Source organism: Siphonobacter sp. BAB-5385 (assembly GCF_002261125.1).
Taxonomy (GTDB): Bacteria; Bacteroidota; Bacteroidia; order Cytophagales; family Spirosomataceae; genus Siphonobacter.
The window spans coordinates 1-15,078 of sequence record NZ_NMPS01000007.1 but is presented as its reverse complement, the minus strand read 5'-3'; the positions used below and the strand labels follow the sequence as shown (position 1 = coordinate 15,078).

The 15,078-nt window shown below is 48.9% G+C and carries 15 protein-coding genes; 8 read left to right on the top strand and 7 right to left on the bottom strand.

Features of this window, described 5'->3' with window-relative positions:
- Positions 1-8: 8 nt before the first annotated feature.
- The 5 genes from BWI93_RS00455 to BWI93_RS00435 all read right to left on the bottom strand — a co-directional run bounded on the left by BWI93_RS00455 (position 9) and on the right by BWI93_RS00435 (position 6,701).
- The gene (locus BWI93_RS00455; RefSeq protein WP_094808218.1) at positions 9-1,022 is read right to left on the bottom strand and encodes a hypothetical protein; all 1,014 of its coding nucleotides are present in this window, start codon (positions 1,020-1,022) and stop codon (positions 9-11) included.
- Between the two features lie 263 nt (positions 1,023-1,285).
- The gene (locus BWI93_RS00450) at positions 1,286-2,977 is read right to left on the bottom strand and encodes a S8 family serine peptidase (RefSeq protein ID WP_094808217.1); all 1,692 of its coding nucleotides are present in this window, start codon (positions 2,975-2,977) and stop codon (positions 1,286-1,288) included.
- Positions 2,964-3,644: a hypothetical protein gene (locus tag BWI93_RS00445; RefSeq protein WP_141217299.1), complete on the bottom strand. Its 681-nt coding sequence runs from the start codon at positions 3,642-3,644 to the stop codon at positions 2,964-2,966. The genes BWI93_RS00450 and BWI93_RS00445 overlap by 14 nt, the downstream gene beginning before the upstream one ends.
- Positions 3,645-3,826: 182 nt before the next feature.
- Positions 3,827-5,359: a glutamine-hydrolyzing GMP synthase gene (guaA, locus tag BWI93_RS00440; protein ID WP_094808215.1), complete on the bottom strand. Its 1,533-nt coding sequence runs from the start codon at positions 5,357-5,359 to the stop codon at positions 3,827-3,829.
- A gap of 157 nt (positions 5,360-5,516) precedes the next feature.
- Positions 5,517-6,701 (bottom strand): exo-beta-N-acetylmuramidase NamZ domain-containing protein, encoded by a 1,185-nt coding sequence (locus BWI93_RS00435; protein WP_094808214.1) that lies wholly within the window; start codon positions 6,699-6,701, stop codon positions 5,517-5,519.
- Positions 6,702-6,876: 175 nt separating this feature from the next.
- Between BWI93_RS00435 and BWI93_RS00430 the strand changes: the two genes are divergently transcribed.
- The 5 genes from BWI93_RS00430 (at position 6,877) to BWI93_RS00410 (ending at position 11,190) form a co-directional block, all read left to right on the top strand.
- Entirely contained in the window at positions 6,877-8,103 is a 1,227-nt protein-coding gene (locus tag BWI93_RS00430; RefSeq protein ID WP_094808213.1) for an FtsX-like permease family protein, read from the top strand.
- A gap of 421 nt (positions 8,104-8,524) precedes the next feature.
- The gene (locus BWI93_RS00425; RefSeq protein ID WP_141217298.1) at positions 8,525-9,706 is read left to right on the top strand and encodes a DUF5690 family protein; all 1,182 of its coding nucleotides are present in this window, start codon (positions 8,525-8,527) and stop codon (positions 9,704-9,706) included.
- A 50-nt stretch (positions 9,707-9,756) separates the two neighbouring features.
- Positions 9,757-10,338, top strand: a complete 582-nt coding sequence (locus BWI93_RS00420; protein ID WP_094808211.1) for a helix-turn-helix domain-containing protein — start codon at positions 9,757-9,759, stop codon at positions 10,336-10,338.
- Positions 10,339-10,651: 313 nt separating this feature from the next.
- The gene (locus BWI93_RS00415) at positions 10,652-10,909 is read left to right on the top strand and encodes an HD domain-containing protein (RefSeq protein ID WP_094808210.1); all 258 of its coding nucleotides are present in this window, start codon (positions 10,652-10,654) and stop codon (positions 10,907-10,909) included.
- Between the two features lie 14 nt (positions 10,910-10,923).
- Entirely contained in the window at positions 10,924-11,190 is a 267-nt protein-coding gene (locus BWI93_RS00410) for a hypothetical protein (protein WP_094808209.1), read from the top strand.
- Here BWI93_RS00410 and BWI93_RS00405 read toward each other — a convergent pair.
- Positions 11,178-11,786 (bottom strand): Crp/Fnr family transcriptional regulator, encoded by a 609-nt coding sequence (locus BWI93_RS00405; RefSeq protein ID WP_094808208.1) that lies wholly within the window; start codon positions 11,784-11,786, stop codon positions 11,178-11,180. The genes BWI93_RS00410 and BWI93_RS00405 overlap by 13 nt on opposite strands.
- Positions 11,787-11,935: 149 nt before the next feature.
- Positions 11,936-12,781 (bottom strand): SDR family NAD(P)-dependent oxidoreductase, encoded by an 846-nt coding sequence (locus BWI93_RS00400; RefSeq protein ID WP_094808207.1) that lies wholly within the window; start codon positions 12,779-12,781, stop codon positions 11,936-11,938.
- A gap of 515 nt (positions 12,782-13,296) precedes the next feature.
- Between BWI93_RS00400 and BWI93_RS00395 the strand changes: the two genes are divergently transcribed.
- The 3 genes from BWI93_RS00395 (at position 13,297) to BWI93_RS00385 (ending at position 15,024) form a co-directional block, all read left to right on the top strand.
- A complete protein-coding gene (locus tag BWI93_RS00395) occupies positions 13,297-13,692 on the top strand; it encodes a PspC domain-containing protein (protein ID WP_094808206.1) in 396 nt (131 codons plus the stop codon).
- A gap of 36 nt (positions 13,693-13,728) precedes the next feature.
- Positions 13,729-13,998 carry a DUF5668 domain-containing protein gene (locus BWI93_RS00390; protein ID WP_094808205.1) on the top strand — a complete coding sequence of 90 codons (270 nt, stop codon included), beginning with the start codon at positions 13,729-13,731 and terminating at the stop codon, positions 13,996-13,998.
- A gap of 72 nt (positions 13,999-14,070) precedes the next feature.
- Positions 14,071-15,024: a DUF5668 domain-containing protein gene (locus BWI93_RS00385; RefSeq protein ID WP_094808204.1), complete on the top strand. Its 954-nt coding sequence runs from the start codon at positions 14,071-14,073 to the stop codon at positions 15,022-15,024.
- The last annotated feature ends 54 nt before the right edge of the window (positions 15,025-15,078 follow it).

Below are 15,078 nucleotides of genomic sequence, written 5' to 3'. Positions count from 1 at the left end.
TGTATCAGCTACCGCAGGAACAGGAGCCGTACCGAAAAATAGTTTTGAGCCGTTTTTGGCGAAGCCAGCGGAGCATCACCACTCACCAGCCAGCCTTTCGGACCGGGTTGATTGGCCTGATCCGCTACTTTGAGAGCCTGAGCCTGACCGGATTTCCAGTAGTACAACTGATGGTAATGCACCAGCGATTTGGCGTTGGTATCGGGATCGGTTACGAAGGCCAGTTGGTCGCCGGCTTCGTCGAAACTGAGTTTCTTGGTTTTACCCTTCGCTTCGAATACTTTCTGCGAAGAACCGTTGGCCAGATCCACGACGTAAACACCGGGTAGTTTTACCGTGCTGTCGTTACCCGTAGTGACGTAAGCCAGCCGTTTGCCGTTTTTGCTAAAGGCATAATCCGTCACAAAGGAATAGGAAGTCTGCGTGCCTGATTTCAGATTTTTCAGGACAAGCTGATACCCGTTTTCTTCGGATTCCTTTTTAGCGGGTTTCCGATTGGTACGGCGGGCCGTCGTATCGCGTTTTGCGGCGGGTGTTTCCAGTTGATAGGCTACGAATCCACCCGCTTTTTCGGGGAGAGCAAAGGAAGAGACCTTCGGGATTTTGGTAAGTTGACTCGTTTTCAGCGAATAGATACCCAGCGAATCTTTGGGCATGTCTTCCCGCTTTTTCTTCTTCCGCTTGGCATCGCGTACGACTGCCGCCTGGGGCTTAATCTTGAAGACAGCTACTTCCGAGTCGTAGCTGACCCGAATGTCGGCGGCTCGCTGAACAGAGTCAATTTTGCTTTTTTTCAGCCCGTAAAAAATCGCGTTACCATCGCCTTCCTGGGGGTTGGCGGTGTAGATGGCCCAGTCGCCATCGTTGGAGAGCGTACGGTACGTAATCGATTTCCAGCCGTCGTACACGCTATGCGTGAGGGCTTTTTTAGGTAGGGGCGGAGGAGTCGGTTTCTTCCCTTTTTTCTGGCCGTAGGCCATGCTGGTAAGGACCAGCAAAGGCAAGAGTAAGAGTTTTTTCATAGTGAGAATGAAACGATTTCTTTGCAATGAAGATACACCAAAGCCCGCCGTGAACGTTCAAGTCAGCGACTTTTCAGGCAAATCTCAAGACCAAAGCTGTAGGGGGCGTTTCTCAATCTGGAAAGGGTACTACTTTATACTCGAATAATGAAGTAAGTCGAATAATCGATGTATAATCATTGCCAGTGGCATATTCATGAAAGAAGCCGTAAAAGTCATGCTTTTACGGCTTCTGTGTGTACGAGAGATAGATGCTGGATGTCCTACCATTTCAGCCAGCGGGCCGTGTAGTTTTCCGCATCCCGCGAGAATCGCAACATATACATACCCGAAGGCATCGGAAGCGATCCAATGGCGAGTTCAGCCCGGCGACCCGAAACTTGTCCTTCCCAGAAAATGCGTCCCTGCGTATCGAGTAGCGTTACGGCGTACGTACGGTTTTGCTCGTTAAATGGCAACTCAGCGATCGGATTGCGGGAACCACTCGTGGGATTAGGTACAATGCGTACGCCTTCCTTTTTACGAAATGCCTGTATAGCCTGTTCTGCTCGCAGGTAGTTGGGTACGCCGTAGCCCAGAAAGTTGTCCGGTTCCTCGTTCTTGTGAGCCGATTGCTTCAGTAAGGAAATCACTTCCATGTTGGTCAGGTACGGATACGCCTGCCAGAAACTGGTCGCCATACCCGCCAGCAGGGGCGAGGCATACGAAGTTCCACCACCCGAAGCCAACTGTCCGTTGAGGGCATTGATCACTACGTTACCAGAGCCCATGGCCGATAAATCGGGTTTCATGCGTCCATCCGCCGTTGGTCCGATGGAACTAAAGTTGGCCCGAGCCATACGTGAGTCAACGGCTCCTACGGTAATGATGGAATCCGCATCCGCGGGTACGGTGATGTAACGCCAGGCATCGCTGCCTTCGTTACCCGCCGCAACCACCACCAAAATGCCCGTCTCAGCGGCCCATTTAGCGGCCCGGGTCGAAAGAGCCTTCTGGCCGTTCAGATCCTGATAGGTATAGCTGGTAGCCAGATTGTCGAACGTCGAATAGCCTAAAGAAGAGTTGATCACGTCTACCCCCACGCTATCAGCGTATTCGGCAGCGGCTAGCCAAAAAGCTTCTTCCTGCCGTTTTTCGCCCGAATTGTCTTCCGTGTGAAGCAAGAGATAGGAGGCTTTGTAAGCGGTACCAATCAACTGACCCGGCAGGTAAGCCGCCATGAGCGAAAGTACACTGTTGCCGTGCGTACCCTGATCGTATACGTTGGCATTATTCGCTACAAAATCGTAGGTGCCCAGAATCCGGTTTTCGTCAAACAGGTGTTTGAACGCCGCCTGTGTATTGACGCTCAGAAAGCCATTATCAATCACCCCCACCCACATGCCTTCGCCGTGGAAACCCCGGGCGTGCATCGAGTCCACCCGCATCTGACCAATCTGCGTTTGGGAATACCCATAATCCAGGGCTTTAGGATTTTTTGGGGTAGAAGTAGCTGGCGACGCCTCCAGCGGTTGCAGGTCACCCGACCAGGCTTTGCTACCGCTACGAATACCCGGCGTCGTGGTGACGGGTACTGCACTCAAAGGAACGTTACCATCATTACCGGCCACGAAAGGCAGGGTTTTGATCTCTTCCAGTTGCTGAGGGGTACACTCCACGAGCACACCATTGGCCCAGCGGGTTTTGTACCAGACTTTCGCTCCTTTTTCCCGAACGGCCTGGATATAGGTCGGGTTAGGGGGCAGGTCGCGTTCAGAGACGACCAGGTTTTGTTTGAAGCGACGTTCAATGGAACGTTTGGAGAGAAACTCTTGCGGGCGATTGACGTCGTAGGGTGAATTGGTTTTGTCCTTGAATACGACCAGATACTTGGCCGTCGTTTGGGCCTGAACCGAGAAAAATGCACACGCTAACAGTGCCGATAAACCAGCCCGAAGCCCTCTATTCTTTACCATAACTAGATATTTGCTGAATGAAGCGAGTTCCAAAATCAATTTTATTCTGACCAAAACAGGCGGCTGACTGACAGTAATACAGCTCCGTGCGTTCCCGGTAAATCAGTCCGACTCCTTTGGCGTATATTTCTTTGCGATTGACTAAATCAATGGCTGATACTTTGTTTTCCTGTACGACCGTCAACGTTTTAGAAAAATCGTTTGATCCGATTTTCAGCGGCTGGTCCTTTTGGGTTACCTCGTATTCGTCCGGATCATTACTATTCAAAACGTTACCATTCCAGGTTTGTTTAGGGTAGACCGGAAACCAGAGTTTCACGTAGGGTACATTATTCTCCGTACGGATGGCCTGATTCAGCGTCCGACGAGCCGTCCAGACCGAGTCAATGGCCCAGGCCTGCTGCTGACTATTGCGGCGGTAGCGTTCGAGCCGGAAGGAGGATTCGCCATCCAGTCCCGTAAAGGCGTCCGCTACCAGTTCTTTAATCTGATACTGTGACCGGACAGAATCCTGAGCCAGAGCATACTGGGTTTGGGTGACATCGTAAATAACAAAATTGCCTTTTTCGAGCGGGAAGTAATCGTAATCCGATGCCGGTTCGGTATCAGCGGGCTTACAGGACCACACACTCAACGCAAGGAACAAAACAGCGTATACCTTTTTCATACAAACAGAGGGATGGAGATAAAGTAATTAGGTGGGTATTGAACGATCGTTAAAATGAAGATTAAAGGTACTGTTTTCTTGTAACGTTAAAAAAGTTTGAAAGTATGTATACGAATTACACCTTTCAAACTTTTTAACAAAAACGAAAAGCCGGAGTAAAGCCTCCGGCTTTCGTGCTATGATTATTCCCACTCGATGGTGGCCGGGGGTTTCGACGAAATGTCGTAGACGACGCGGTTTACGCCTTTCACCCGGTTGATGATTTCGTTGGAAACTTCCGCCAGAAACTCGTAAGGCAAGTGTACCCAGTCGGCAGTCATCCCGTCTACCGAGGCCACGGCCCGCAGAGCCACCACGCGTTCGTAAGTACGCTCATCGCCCATGACGCCAACGGACTGGATGGGAAGCAGAATCGCTCCGGCCTGCCATACCTGATTATAGAGGCCTTTTTCGCGGAGTTTACCAATGAAAATGGCGTCTACTTCCTGAAGAATGGCTACTTTTTCAGCCGTAATATCACCCAGAATCCGAATGGCCAGACCCGGTCCGGGGAAGGGATGGCGGCCCAGAATGGATTCCACAATACCCAATTCACGGCCCACGCGACGTACTTCATCTTTGAACAAGGTACGTAACGGTTCGATGACCTGAAGTTTCATGAAATCGGGCAGACCACCTACGTTGTGGTGCGATTTGATCGTTGCAGAAGGACCTTTCACGGATACCGATTCAATCACGTCGGGATATATTGTACCCTGTCCCAACCAGCTAACGTCGGTTAGCAGGTGAGCTTCCTGATCGAATACTTCGATGAAAGACCGGCCAATGGCTTTGCGTTTATCTTCGGGATCCGTCAAACCAGACAGAGCCGAGTAGAACTGATCTTTGGCGTTTACGCCTTTGATGTTCAGGCCCATATCCTGGTAGGAGTGCAGTACCTGCTCGAATTCGTCTTTCCGCAATAGCCCGTTGTCTACGAAGATACAGTACAGGTTCGGTCCGATGGCCCGGTGAATCAGCATGGCGGCTACTGTAGAATCGACCCCACCGGAAAGAGCCATAACTACCTTGTCATCGCCCAGTTTTTCCTTCAATTGCTCAACTACTTCATCTACGAAGTTGGCGGGCGTCCATTCCTGCTTGCAACCGCAGATGTCCACCAGGAAGTTTTTCAGGACTTCTTTACCTTCCAGCGAGTGCGTTACCTCGGGGTGAAACTGAATGCCGTACGTTTCTTCACCTTCAATTTTAAAAGCGGCTACACGTACGGTTTCCGTGGAGCCAATGATGGTAAAGTTGTCAGGAATCGATACGATGGTATCCCCGTGAGACATCCATACCTGCGATTCAGGCGTCAGGTTTTGCAATAGTACGGAACGGTTGGCATCATCCGAATGCAGCATGGCCCGTCCGTATTCCCGGATTTTAGAAGGGGCTACTTCGCCACCTGAGGTTTGGGCCAGCAGCTGGGCTCCGTAGCAAACCCCCAGCAGAGGCAACTGACCCCGGAATTGCGTCAAATCCGGGTGCGGCGAATCGGCGTCGCGTACTGAACAGGGACTACCGGAAAGGATGACACCCTTCACGGAAGCGTCGAGTTCAGGAAAATGATTATACGGATGAATTTCGCAATACACATTTAACTCGCGAACCCGGCGGGCGATGAGCTGCGTATACTGCGAGCCAAAATCGAGAATAAGAATTTTTTCAGTCATGTGTGTACCGACAATTGGTCAGTAAGGAATCGATAAAAAAAGAGTTCTGCGTATGAGGGAGGTTTGTAGGTCGGAAGTTTCAGGTTTGATGTTTAAAGTTTAGCTCAAACTTCAAACCCTATCAAACATTGAACCTTAAACCTTCCTCAAACGACTATCAAGGGTATCGTAAGTACTTTTTTCGAAGGGTTTTGTATTGACTCAAAGCGGGCTCCCAGCTCTTCCGAATGTCGGATTCGCTCAGGCCCGCTTCCATTTGTTTCCGCAACTGGTCGGTACCCGCCAGTTGATCGAAGGCTTTCGGACGGTTGATGAATTTACTTTTATCCGGAGCTTTCGCATAAAAGTCCAGTACGTATTTCAGCGTAAACCCTTCTTTCCAGGCATCTACTTTCCGCAGATCCAGGCCGTAGCAACGTACACCTTCGTTGGGTGGGTTCATGGCTCCGGGTTTATCTACCGGGGTGAATTCGTACGTACCATATTTTGGCGAAGGACCGCCAATGACCTGAAATTGCGTATCCGTCCCCCGACCTAAACTGATCTCCGTACCCTCGAACAAACAGATGGAAGGGTAGAGCAGAATACTTTGCTGGTTGGGCAAATTCGGCGATGGAGCGATGGGTAGGGGATAGGGCGTTTGATGGGTGTAATTCTGACAGAGAACCGTCACGAGCTTGCATTTTACGCCGTTTTTCAGCCAGCCTTCCTGATTGATCATCTCGGCCAGTTCAGCCACTGTGCAACCGTGGGAAATAGGTACGGGATTAAGTCCGACGAAAGAAGCAAACTTGCGGTCCAGCACGGGGCCATCCACTACGTGACCGTTGGGATTCGGCCGGTCCAGAATCAGTACCGTTTTGCCCTGTTCCGCCGCCGCTTCCATGATATAGTGCATGGTAGACGTATACGTATAAAAACGGGCTCCTACATCCTGAATGTCAAACAGAAGAATATCGAGATCTTTGATTTGCTCGGGTGTGGGTTTCTTATTCGAGCCATAGAGGGATACGACGGGTAAGCCGGTTTTCTGGTCTACGCCGCTCGAGACGTGCTCGCCCGCATCGGCCTTGCCGCGAAAGCCGTGTTCGGGACCAAAAATGGTCTTAATCTGTACGCCCAGATTCAGTAAAGAATCAGCCAGATGCGTTTGATCAGGAAATATGGACGTATGATTGACCACCAGTCCTACCTTTTTTCCTTTCAGCAAGGGCAGGTACTCGTTCGTTCGCTCGATGCCGAGCGTCACCTTGGAAGCAGACTGGGCGTGTAAAACGGGCCGCGAACAGGCGACCACAAGCAGGAAAAGAGCCAGTAAACAGGGGGTACGGAAAGAAACCATGTGCAAATTTCGGGGGAAAGAGCGGAAAAACCAACGCTAACTTTGGAAAAGCACGGGAACCGCTACTTTTGTAATTAGGAAAAAAGGGAAAAACGATCAAATCAGAATCGTAAACCGGTTTTCATTGGTTTTGAACAAACCCGGATAGGCATCCGGTAACTAATACTATTTTTCGTTGAACTTTCCACGTTTTCTCGCTGCCCGTTTACGCCGCCGTACCGAACAACGCTTGTTTTCGGCGACGGTAACCCGTATTGGCATTGCCAGTATCGCGATTGGGCTGGCGGTGATGATTCTGGCTTTTGCGGTACTGTTTGGTTTTAAAGGCACCATTCAGGAAAAACTCTTTAGTCTGTCGGCTCACCTGAAAGTTACCCGGTATACGCTAAATCAGTCGTACGAAGAAATGGCTATGCCCCGTAACTCCCGGATCAGTGAACAGTACAAAAGCCTGTCGGCCGTACGCCACCTGCAAATGGTGGCTCACAAAGCGGGGATACTGAAAACGCCGGATGATCTTCAGGGGGTACTGTTTAAAGGTGTAGGGTCTGATTATGACTGGAATGTTTTTCGGCAGAATCTGGTGGAAGGTGCCTTGCCTGCATTTCAGAAAGATACTTCTGATTCGAAACAGGTGATGATCAGCCGGACGATTGCCAAACAGTTACAACTCAAACCCGGTGATGGCGTAATCATTTATTTCCTTCAAAATCCGCCCCGGCCCCGTAAACTTACGGTTACGGGAATCTATGAAACGGGGCTGGAGGAATTGGATAAACAACTCATTCTGGGTGACATACGTCTGGTACAGAAGCTCAATCGCTGGGGGCCCGATACGGTAGGGGGGTATGAAGTGTTTGTAAAGGATTTTACGCAGTTACCGACGGCGGAAGCCCAAATTGCCAGGTTACTCGAACCCGAACAGGATCTGCGGAGTGTAGTCGATGAATACCGGCCCCTGTTCGACTGGCTGAGCCTGCTGGATCGTAACCTCAGTGTATTTCTGACCCTGATTCTTTTCGTGGCCAGCTTTAATATGGTATCGGTACTGTTGGTCCTCATCATGGAGCGGATTCCCATGATTGGCTTGCTAAAAGCCCTGGGTAGCCCTAGCTGGCAGATTCGCAAGGTTTTTCTGTGGCAGGGAATCTCGATGATTCTGAAAGGTCTTCTGATTGGAAATGGCTTGGGTATCGGCTTGTGTCTGATTCAGCAACGTTACCGTCTCTTCCCCCTTGACCCGGAAAACTACTACATGAGTTACGTCCCCATTGAAATGAATTGGGGCGTAGTGCTGGCTCTCAACCTGGCTGTACTCGGCCTGGTCACCCTCGTACTGCTGTTACCTACCTTCATTATTACCCGAATGCGACCTGTGGAAGCCATCCGTTTCTCGAAATAAAGGTAGTCTTCTAAAACTACTCATTGGAAATATACGCTATCTGGTCAGGCATTTGAACAGAATTTTCTCGCGTAGAACTGATTTTATGGATAAAATGAAACCAGTTTTCATGAATAAATTGATCTGTTTTAAAAAACAAGTTGATTTATTATTGAGTTAAGTTAATTAGCTTTGAAAAAGAGCTATAAAAGTCCTGCTCCATTACCCCGCCGGAATTATTTAAGTCCCAACGAACACCTTAATATTCAGTTTTACTTAAATTGTTTTAGTTATACTGAAACAATAGTGCGAAGCTATGTTCGCTAATGATGGGGATTGATTTATGGGTATTAGAGATTTTTTCACAGTGCCATTAAAAATTACCAATCCTTTTTTATTAACCCTTTGGTTAACCATTGGTGCTTTTGGTACGTACTTCTGCATGTTTGCTTTTCGGAAACCATTTACCGCAGGCACTTTCGAATCGATGCAACTGGCAGGGATTGATTATAAAATCATCCTCGTCGTTACTCAAATTCTGGGTTACGCCGCCGCCAAAGGGATTGGTATAAAAATCATCTCCGAAACCCGCCCGGAGCAGCGATCGCTCCGAATTCTGCTGGTAATCGGAGTGGCCGAACTAGCTCTCGTCCTATTTGGCTTGCTACCCCCTCCGTACAACTGGTTTTTACTGTTTTTTAACGGTCTCGCGTTGGGATTGGTATACGGACTGGTCTTTGGCTTTCTGGAAGGCCGCCGACTGACCGATCTGCTTGGAGCAGGCCTCTGTTTAAGTTTTATTGTTGCCTCCGGTGTAGTAAAATCCGTGGGCGTTTGGGTGCTCAACTGGGGGGTATCCGAGTACTGGATGCCCGCGGTAGTAGGGTTGGCTTTTTCGCCTCTGTTGCTCCTCTTTGTCTGGATGTTACAGGTTGCTCCGCCCCCTACAGCAGCCGACATTGCCGCCCGAAAGCCCCGCCTGCCCATGACTGCTGAGGACCGGCGACGTTTTTTCAAAGCACTGGCTCCGGGTCTGGTTTCACTGATCCTGATCTACGTTATTATCTCCATGCTGCGGGATATCCGCGACAATTTTGCCGTCGAAATCTGGCAGGAACTGGGCATCCGCACGCCCCGTATTTTTTCCGTAACCGAAAGTTGGGTAGGGGTAATTGTGACGTTACTGGTGGGTGTTTTGTTTATCATTTCCAGCAATCGAAAGGCATTTTGGGCCAATCTGGTCTTTATCGCTTTAGGTATAATTCTGATTCCGCTTGCTTCCTGGTTATACCTTCAGGGGCGAATTCAGCCGCTGGAATGGATGATTGGCGTAGGACTAGGTATTTATCTGGTATACGTTCCCTTTAATGGAATGCTTTTTGAACGCCTCATTGCCATTCGTGGTGAAAAAGCGAATGTAGGCTTTCTCTTTTATTCGGCTGATTTCGCTGGTTATCTGGGAAGCGTGGGCATTTTAATAATTAAAAACTTCGGTCATACGGATATTTCCTGGCTAAAGTTTTATCTCAGCATTACCTACCTTCTTCCGCTAATTGCAGGGCTTTTACTGGTAATATCCGCCATTTATTTTGCCAGAAAGCTCAAAAAATCCTCAATTTTTTAAATTATCAATAACCAAAACAACGCTGCTCGCTTTGAAGTGTTGTCAACCGCATGAACGAAGAGATTTTAATTCAAATCAGTAGCCAACTTAAAGGAAAGCGGAAAAGTCAGGGTATTACTTTACAGGAACTTGCGAATCGGGCTCAGGTAAGTAAGGCATTAATTTCCCAAATTGAGAACAATCGTACGATTCCTTCTCTGCTCGTATTAATCAATTTGATTCGTTCGCTGGGAATAGATTTGAACGTATTTTTTGAAGAATTGGTACAGGGTTCAGGAAACGGAAAGCTTTCTGTCCGACGTAAAGAGGAGTATCAGACCTTCTACAAAGAGGATGCTCCGGATTTTACCTATCGTCGCATTCTAACAAAAACGATCGCAGCTTTGGCCGTCGATATCGTACTGGCGGAGGTAAAACCCCAGGCCCGGCAAAGTACGACTACTACGAGCGATGCGTACGAATTTAAATACGTTATCAAAGGAGAAATAGAGTGTGTGATTGGCGAAGAAACGCACGTGTTAAAAGAAGGCGATTCCCTGTTTTTTGATGGCCGAATCCCGCACAAAGCGTCTAATTTGGTTGAGGACGATAGTGTGATTTTAATCGTCTATTTTTTCGTTGAAAAAGTGTAAGCCAGAGATCATTCGGGATAAAACTATTTTCAGCATAGGGTTGTCCCGAATGGACAAACGGGTTCAGGCCTCAGGGTACAAGTAGAGCTTAATGAATGGAAAGCTATCAATTTGTTCACGGCTACTTAAAACTGACGTAATGCTGGCGGTGTAAGTTTGTTCCAGACAAGAGCGATTTATCCAGCCCGAAACGTATTAATGGTTAAGTGAATGAAACGATTGAAGAAAAGCGGCAGAACCTTGTACTGCCGCTTTTTGTGTATTTGGATAAGCCGCTACGCCTGATAAAAGATAGCTTAACTCCTCTGGTCCGATGAAAAATTTTGAAATGCAGGCAACCGTTGATGCTCTGCTAGGCCTGTACCAATCGTATGAACATGCCGACGAATGTTTGCTGGAACATTCCATTCAGACGGCTCAACTGGCTGAAGAAGAAGGCTACGACGATGAAGTAGTACTAGCGGCCTTTTTTCACGACATTGGCCAGTTGCTGGCTTCGGATCATTACCAGCCAGCTTACGGTCGAATTGGCTCCGAGTACCTGCGAGCCAATGGTTTTCAGAAAAAGTAGCCCAGGTGGTAGTAATGCATACCGAGGCCGAACGCTATTTGTGCTGGAAATTTCCGGAACGCGTACGCCAGCTGGACGAACATCGCCTGCATCAGTTGTACACGCAGGGGGGCATTATGCCCGAACGGGAGGCCAAAGCTTACGAAAAAAATCCGTACTTCTACCTGAGCCTGAAAGTGAAAGAATGGGACGACGAAGCTCCGCAACGAACCCGGCCGATCCTGGATCTGGAGCCTTACCGCACGATGGCTCTGCGACATCTGCAGCGTCAGTTGAGTTGAGGGCTACGACCAATACGTGATTTGAGGCGGCTTAGCGTTTCCTGAGAAAGCCCGAGGTAGGAGGCCACGTGTTTGTTAGAAAATCGTTCGATGAAGGAGGGGTGCATGCGTAGCAACCAGCGATAGCGATCGGCTGCATCCATGCACAGGAAGGTTTCAAAGCGTCGGGTACTAATGATATAGGCCGTTTCGAGAATGTAACGGTACACCGCATCCCAACCGGGTAAAGTGGCGTGCAGGTGATAAAAATCTTCGTAACTAATCACCAGAAGATCCGAGTTTTCCAGTACCTGGTTCGTTTCCAGAGAAGGTTCCTGCGTCAAAAAACTTTGCAGAGCCGTTCCGAAGGTGTTTTCTAAAGCAAAATACCGCGTTGCTTCGGCTCCGTCGGGCTGCGTATAAAACAAACGAAAGCTACCCCGACTTACAAAATACAGATTTCGGCATACCTCACCTGAGGTTAGCAAAAATTCGTAACGGCTGGCCTTTTTTAACCGGAAATAACTGAAAATGGTCGCCAGGTCTTCTTCCGAAAATTCAGTTTTATCCACTAAATAAGCTCGCAATACTGTGAAAGCAGTATGGGAATCACTCATATCGTTTCGTTAGTCAGAGTAGTGGTTCCCTTCGATGAGCCAGTAGGACTGGCTGAAAGGTTAAACTAAAGTACGGGCTAAGGAGCAATCCTGGAAAAGGAATGCGACGAATGTACGTAGAAGCCTTATGAGCCCGCCCGGAACGGGGATCAGGACAGCCAGCGGATACCAGCGGCCTGTTCGCTCAGTTTCCATAACAACTGCCCATTGTAGGCGTTGGCGTCGGTACTGAGGATACGTGTGGGCCGTGATTTACTAAAGTATTTACCATTGTACGACTCGGGTACAGATGCCGTTGACAGATACACCGCCGTGCGGGCCCCTTCTTCCGGTGTGATCATGAACGGGCGTAGCAAACCAAAGCCGACTTTCCAGCTACCCAGAAAATTTTGCCCAAACTGCGAATTCACAACGCCAGGGTGAAGGGCGTAGGCCGTAATGGGCTGACCCTCCAGCCGCCGGGCCAGTTCCTGGGTAAATAGAATATTGGCCAGCTTCCCATCGCCATAGGTAGTCCAGATGTTCAGAGCGGTATTGTTCTTCACAAAAAAACGACGGGCCTTTCCCAAAGCGTGGGCTGCTGAAGAAACATTGATGATGCGGGCTTCACCGCTGGCTCGTAGTAAGTCGAACAATTCAAAGGTGAGTACAAAGTGACCCAGGTGATTGGCGATGAAGCTTCTTTCGTAACCTTCGGGTGTATACTCGATGGAAGCGGGAGCGTAACCGGCATTGTTGATCAGCCGGTCAATGCGGTCGTAACGTTTCTGAATGGCCTCAGCGGCCTGACGCAGGGCGGCCAGATTAGTCAGGTCCGCAAAGAACAACTCGATACGAGCCTGTGGAGACTGTTGCAGCACTTGCTGGCGGGCCCATTCGCCCTTTTCGCGGGAGCGTACCAGAAAAATCAGATCAAAATTTTGTCGAGCCAGGGCCTGGGCCGTGGCTAAGCCAAGGCCGGAGTTGGCTCCGGTGATGAGAGCAGTATAGGGCATAACAGAAAGGTTCAATGGCCTTTTGGTTAAAAAAAGACGGCCAGCCCAGAATGGAAGGATGTACGAACTTTACCAAAAAATAAACCCATCCGGCTGGATGGGTTCGTGTTTGTGAGTTGGATAGCTATTTGAATCGGAAATAGTCTTACTCTAAACCGGCAACGCCAGAGGGAGTATTCGTCATGAGTAATGCATGACTTTTATATACACAAGCGAGAATTTGAAAAGGCAGAAGGTTGATCTCACAAAAGTGATACAGCGGGATGGCTTTTCTTTACGTAGAAATACCTGTTTTAGCCAAGAGGGGTAAAAAAAGGCAAAGATTTTCTGTAAAAAGTAATAGGTACTGTGTATAACCAAGTTCTATCCATAAAATAGTCCGTTGATCCACGGAAAGAAACCATCCGGCCCGATTGACTTCCGTTGAACCAATTCAATTGCCACCTTTGAATCAACAAAGCGAACAATGAACCGCTTTTTCAACGTTTATCATTCAATACTAAGGATATAAAGTCATGAACCGTTTAGAACGCATTCCTTCGCATAAAATGATTGGTGGCGTAGCCGCCGGTCTGGCTGCTTACTTAAATGTTGATGTAGCTCTGGTACGGGTGCTGTTTGTACTGGGTGCCATTTTCACGCATGCTCCTTTCGTCATTGCCTATATTATCTTATGGATTGCCCTTCCCAAACGAGTAGAAGGAGCGTATGCCGTAGAGGTGGATACGAATTCACCGCAGCCCCGTACGCATAATTCGAAAGCCTGGGGTATTGCCGCAATTTTGTTTGGCTCCCTGTTTTTACTGGACGAGTTTACCTGGTTCGACTGGGATAAAGCCTGGCCTCTGTCATTAATCGTCGTTGGGCTGGCAGTAATTTTCAAAGATCAGATTAAGGAAAGAATTGCCTGATACCAGCGTTGCACTCACCCATAACCAAACACACACATGACACCTTCTCGCGTAATCATAGGCCTGGCTTTCATCGTCTATGGCATTATCAAACTGGCCGAGGAACTGGGGTGGTTTTACATTGACTGGCATTCGGTACGGCGATACTGGCCCGTAGCGTTAATTGTACTGGGTATCTGGCTATTGGTTCGGAAAAAAGAAGAACCGCCTTATGACCCGCCGCACACTACGGGGTCCTTTCCAGCCGATCCCGCTGCACCGCAACCCCCGCAGCCGCCTCAGCCACCCGCTGAACCCTTTGCCTGATAACGTTTTTCCTTCAACTACGCTATTGCTGTCATCTCTCTTTAACGGGCACCGCTTACGGGCCTTCATGCTATGAATGCTAAAAATCTATTACTCGGCGGATTTTTCGTACTACTGGGAATTTTGTTCCTGGGACGAAATCTGGGCTGGTTTGACTTCCATTTCGGTGAACTCCTGCGGCTCTGGCCCCTCTTGTTTGTGGTACTGGGTGTAAACATGATCTGGGGTAAATCGAACCGCAACGTCACGGTAGTGACCCTGATTTTACTGGCCATCTGCGTTCCCTTGTTCATTGCTACGAAAGTACGGGACCGGGTACGTGACAATATTCACTGGAATGGAAGCTGGGACGACGATGAATCAGAAGAATCGTACGAAAACCGCGATTCAGAACGGAGTGGCGGTAAGCAATACCTGGCCGAACCCATGACCGATAGTGTTAATGCAGCTAGTTTTCAGCTCGAAGGCGGAGCGGCGGAGTTTACGATGGGTACTACGGATAAACAGTTGGTAGAGGCCGATGGTGATCTGGATATGGGCAATCTGTCGCTGAAAAGTACGAGTGTGAACGGAGCCAGCGAAGTAGTACTAAGCATGAAGGGGCGTAAGAAGTGGAACTGGGACGAAGAGCACTCACACAACAATGTTGCCGTACGCCTTAATCCACAACCGCTCTGGAATCTGGACATGAAAGTAGGGGCGGGCAAAGCCGATTTTGACCTGACGCCTTTCAAAGTCAGCAAGGTAAGTCTGCACACCGGAGCCGCCGAAATGGATCTGAAATTGGGTGATAAAACCGACCAAACGGACGTGGAAGTAAATGCGGGTGTGGCGAGTGTAAAAATCAAGGTACCGCAATCCGTGGGTTGTCGAATCACCACCCGGGGAGCGTTAACGGAAAAAGATTTCAACGGATTTACGCGTCAGGGTGATGCTTACGAAACGCCCGGCTATGCGGGTGCCAAGAAAAAAATCAATATCCGCTTCGAAGGAGGTATTGCGGAATGGAAAGTGGAAAGGTATTAGGGTTTTGAGCGGTGGCCGCAGCCGTTTTGAGTTTTCCGTTTTGAGTTTTCCGTT

Bases quoted from the DNA above. Each gene is read 5' to 3' on its own strand.
- BWI93_RS00450 (WP_094808217.1), bottom strand. From the start codon at position 2,977: ATGGTAAAGAATAGAGGGCTTCGGGCTGGTTTATCGGCACTGTTAGCG.
- BWI93_RS00425 (WP_141217298.1), top strand. From the start codon at position 8,525: ATGTTTGCTTTTCGGAAACCATTTACCGCAGGCACTTTCGAATCGATG.
- BWI93_RS00390 (WP_094808205.1), top strand. From the start codon at position 13,729: ATGACACCTTCTCGCGTAATCATAGGCCTGGCTTTCATCGTCTATGGC.
- BWI93_RS00420 (WP_094808211.1), top strand. From the start codon at position 9,757: ATGAACGAAGAGATTTTAATTCAAATCAGTAGCCAACTTAAAGGAAAG.
- BWI93_RS00435 (WP_094808214.1), bottom strand. From the start codon at position 6,701: ATGGTTTCTTTCCGTACCCCCTGTTTACTGGCTCTTTTCCTGCTTGTG.
- BWI93_RS00405 (WP_094808208.1), bottom strand. From the start codon at position 11,786: ATGAGTGATTCCCATACTGCTTTCACAGTATTGCGAGCTTATTTAGTG.
- BWI93_RS00415 (WP_094808210.1), top strand. From the start codon at position 10,652: ATGAAAAATTTTGAAATGCAGGCAACCGTTGATGCTCTGCTAGGCCTG.
- BWI93_RS00410 (WP_094808209.1), top strand. From the start codon at position 10,924: ATGCATACCGAGGCCGAACGCTATTTGTGCTGGAAATTTCCGGAACGC.
- BWI93_RS00385 (WP_094808204.1), top strand. From the start codon at position 14,071: ATGAATGCTAAAAATCTATTACTCGGCGGATTTTTCGTACTACTGGGA.
- BWI93_RS00400 (WP_094808207.1), bottom strand. From the start codon at position 12,781: ATGCCCTATACTGCTCTCATCACCGGAGCCAACTCCGGCCTTGGCTTA.
- BWI93_RS00395 (WP_094808206.1), top strand. From the start codon at position 13,297: ATGAACCGTTTAGAACGCATTCCTTCGCATAAAATGATTGGTGGCGTA.
- BWI93_RS00445 (WP_141217299.1), bottom strand. From the start codon at position 3,644: ATGAAAAAGGTATACGCTGTTTTGTTCCTTGCGTTGAGTGTGTGGTCC.
- BWI93_RS00455 (WP_094808218.1), bottom strand. From the start codon at position 1,022: ATGAAAAAACTCTTACTCTTGCCTTTGCTGGTCCTTACCAGCATGGCC.
- guaA (WP_094808215.1), bottom strand. From the start codon at position 5,359: ATGACTGAAAAAATTCTTATTCTCGATTTTGGCTCGCAGTATACGCAG.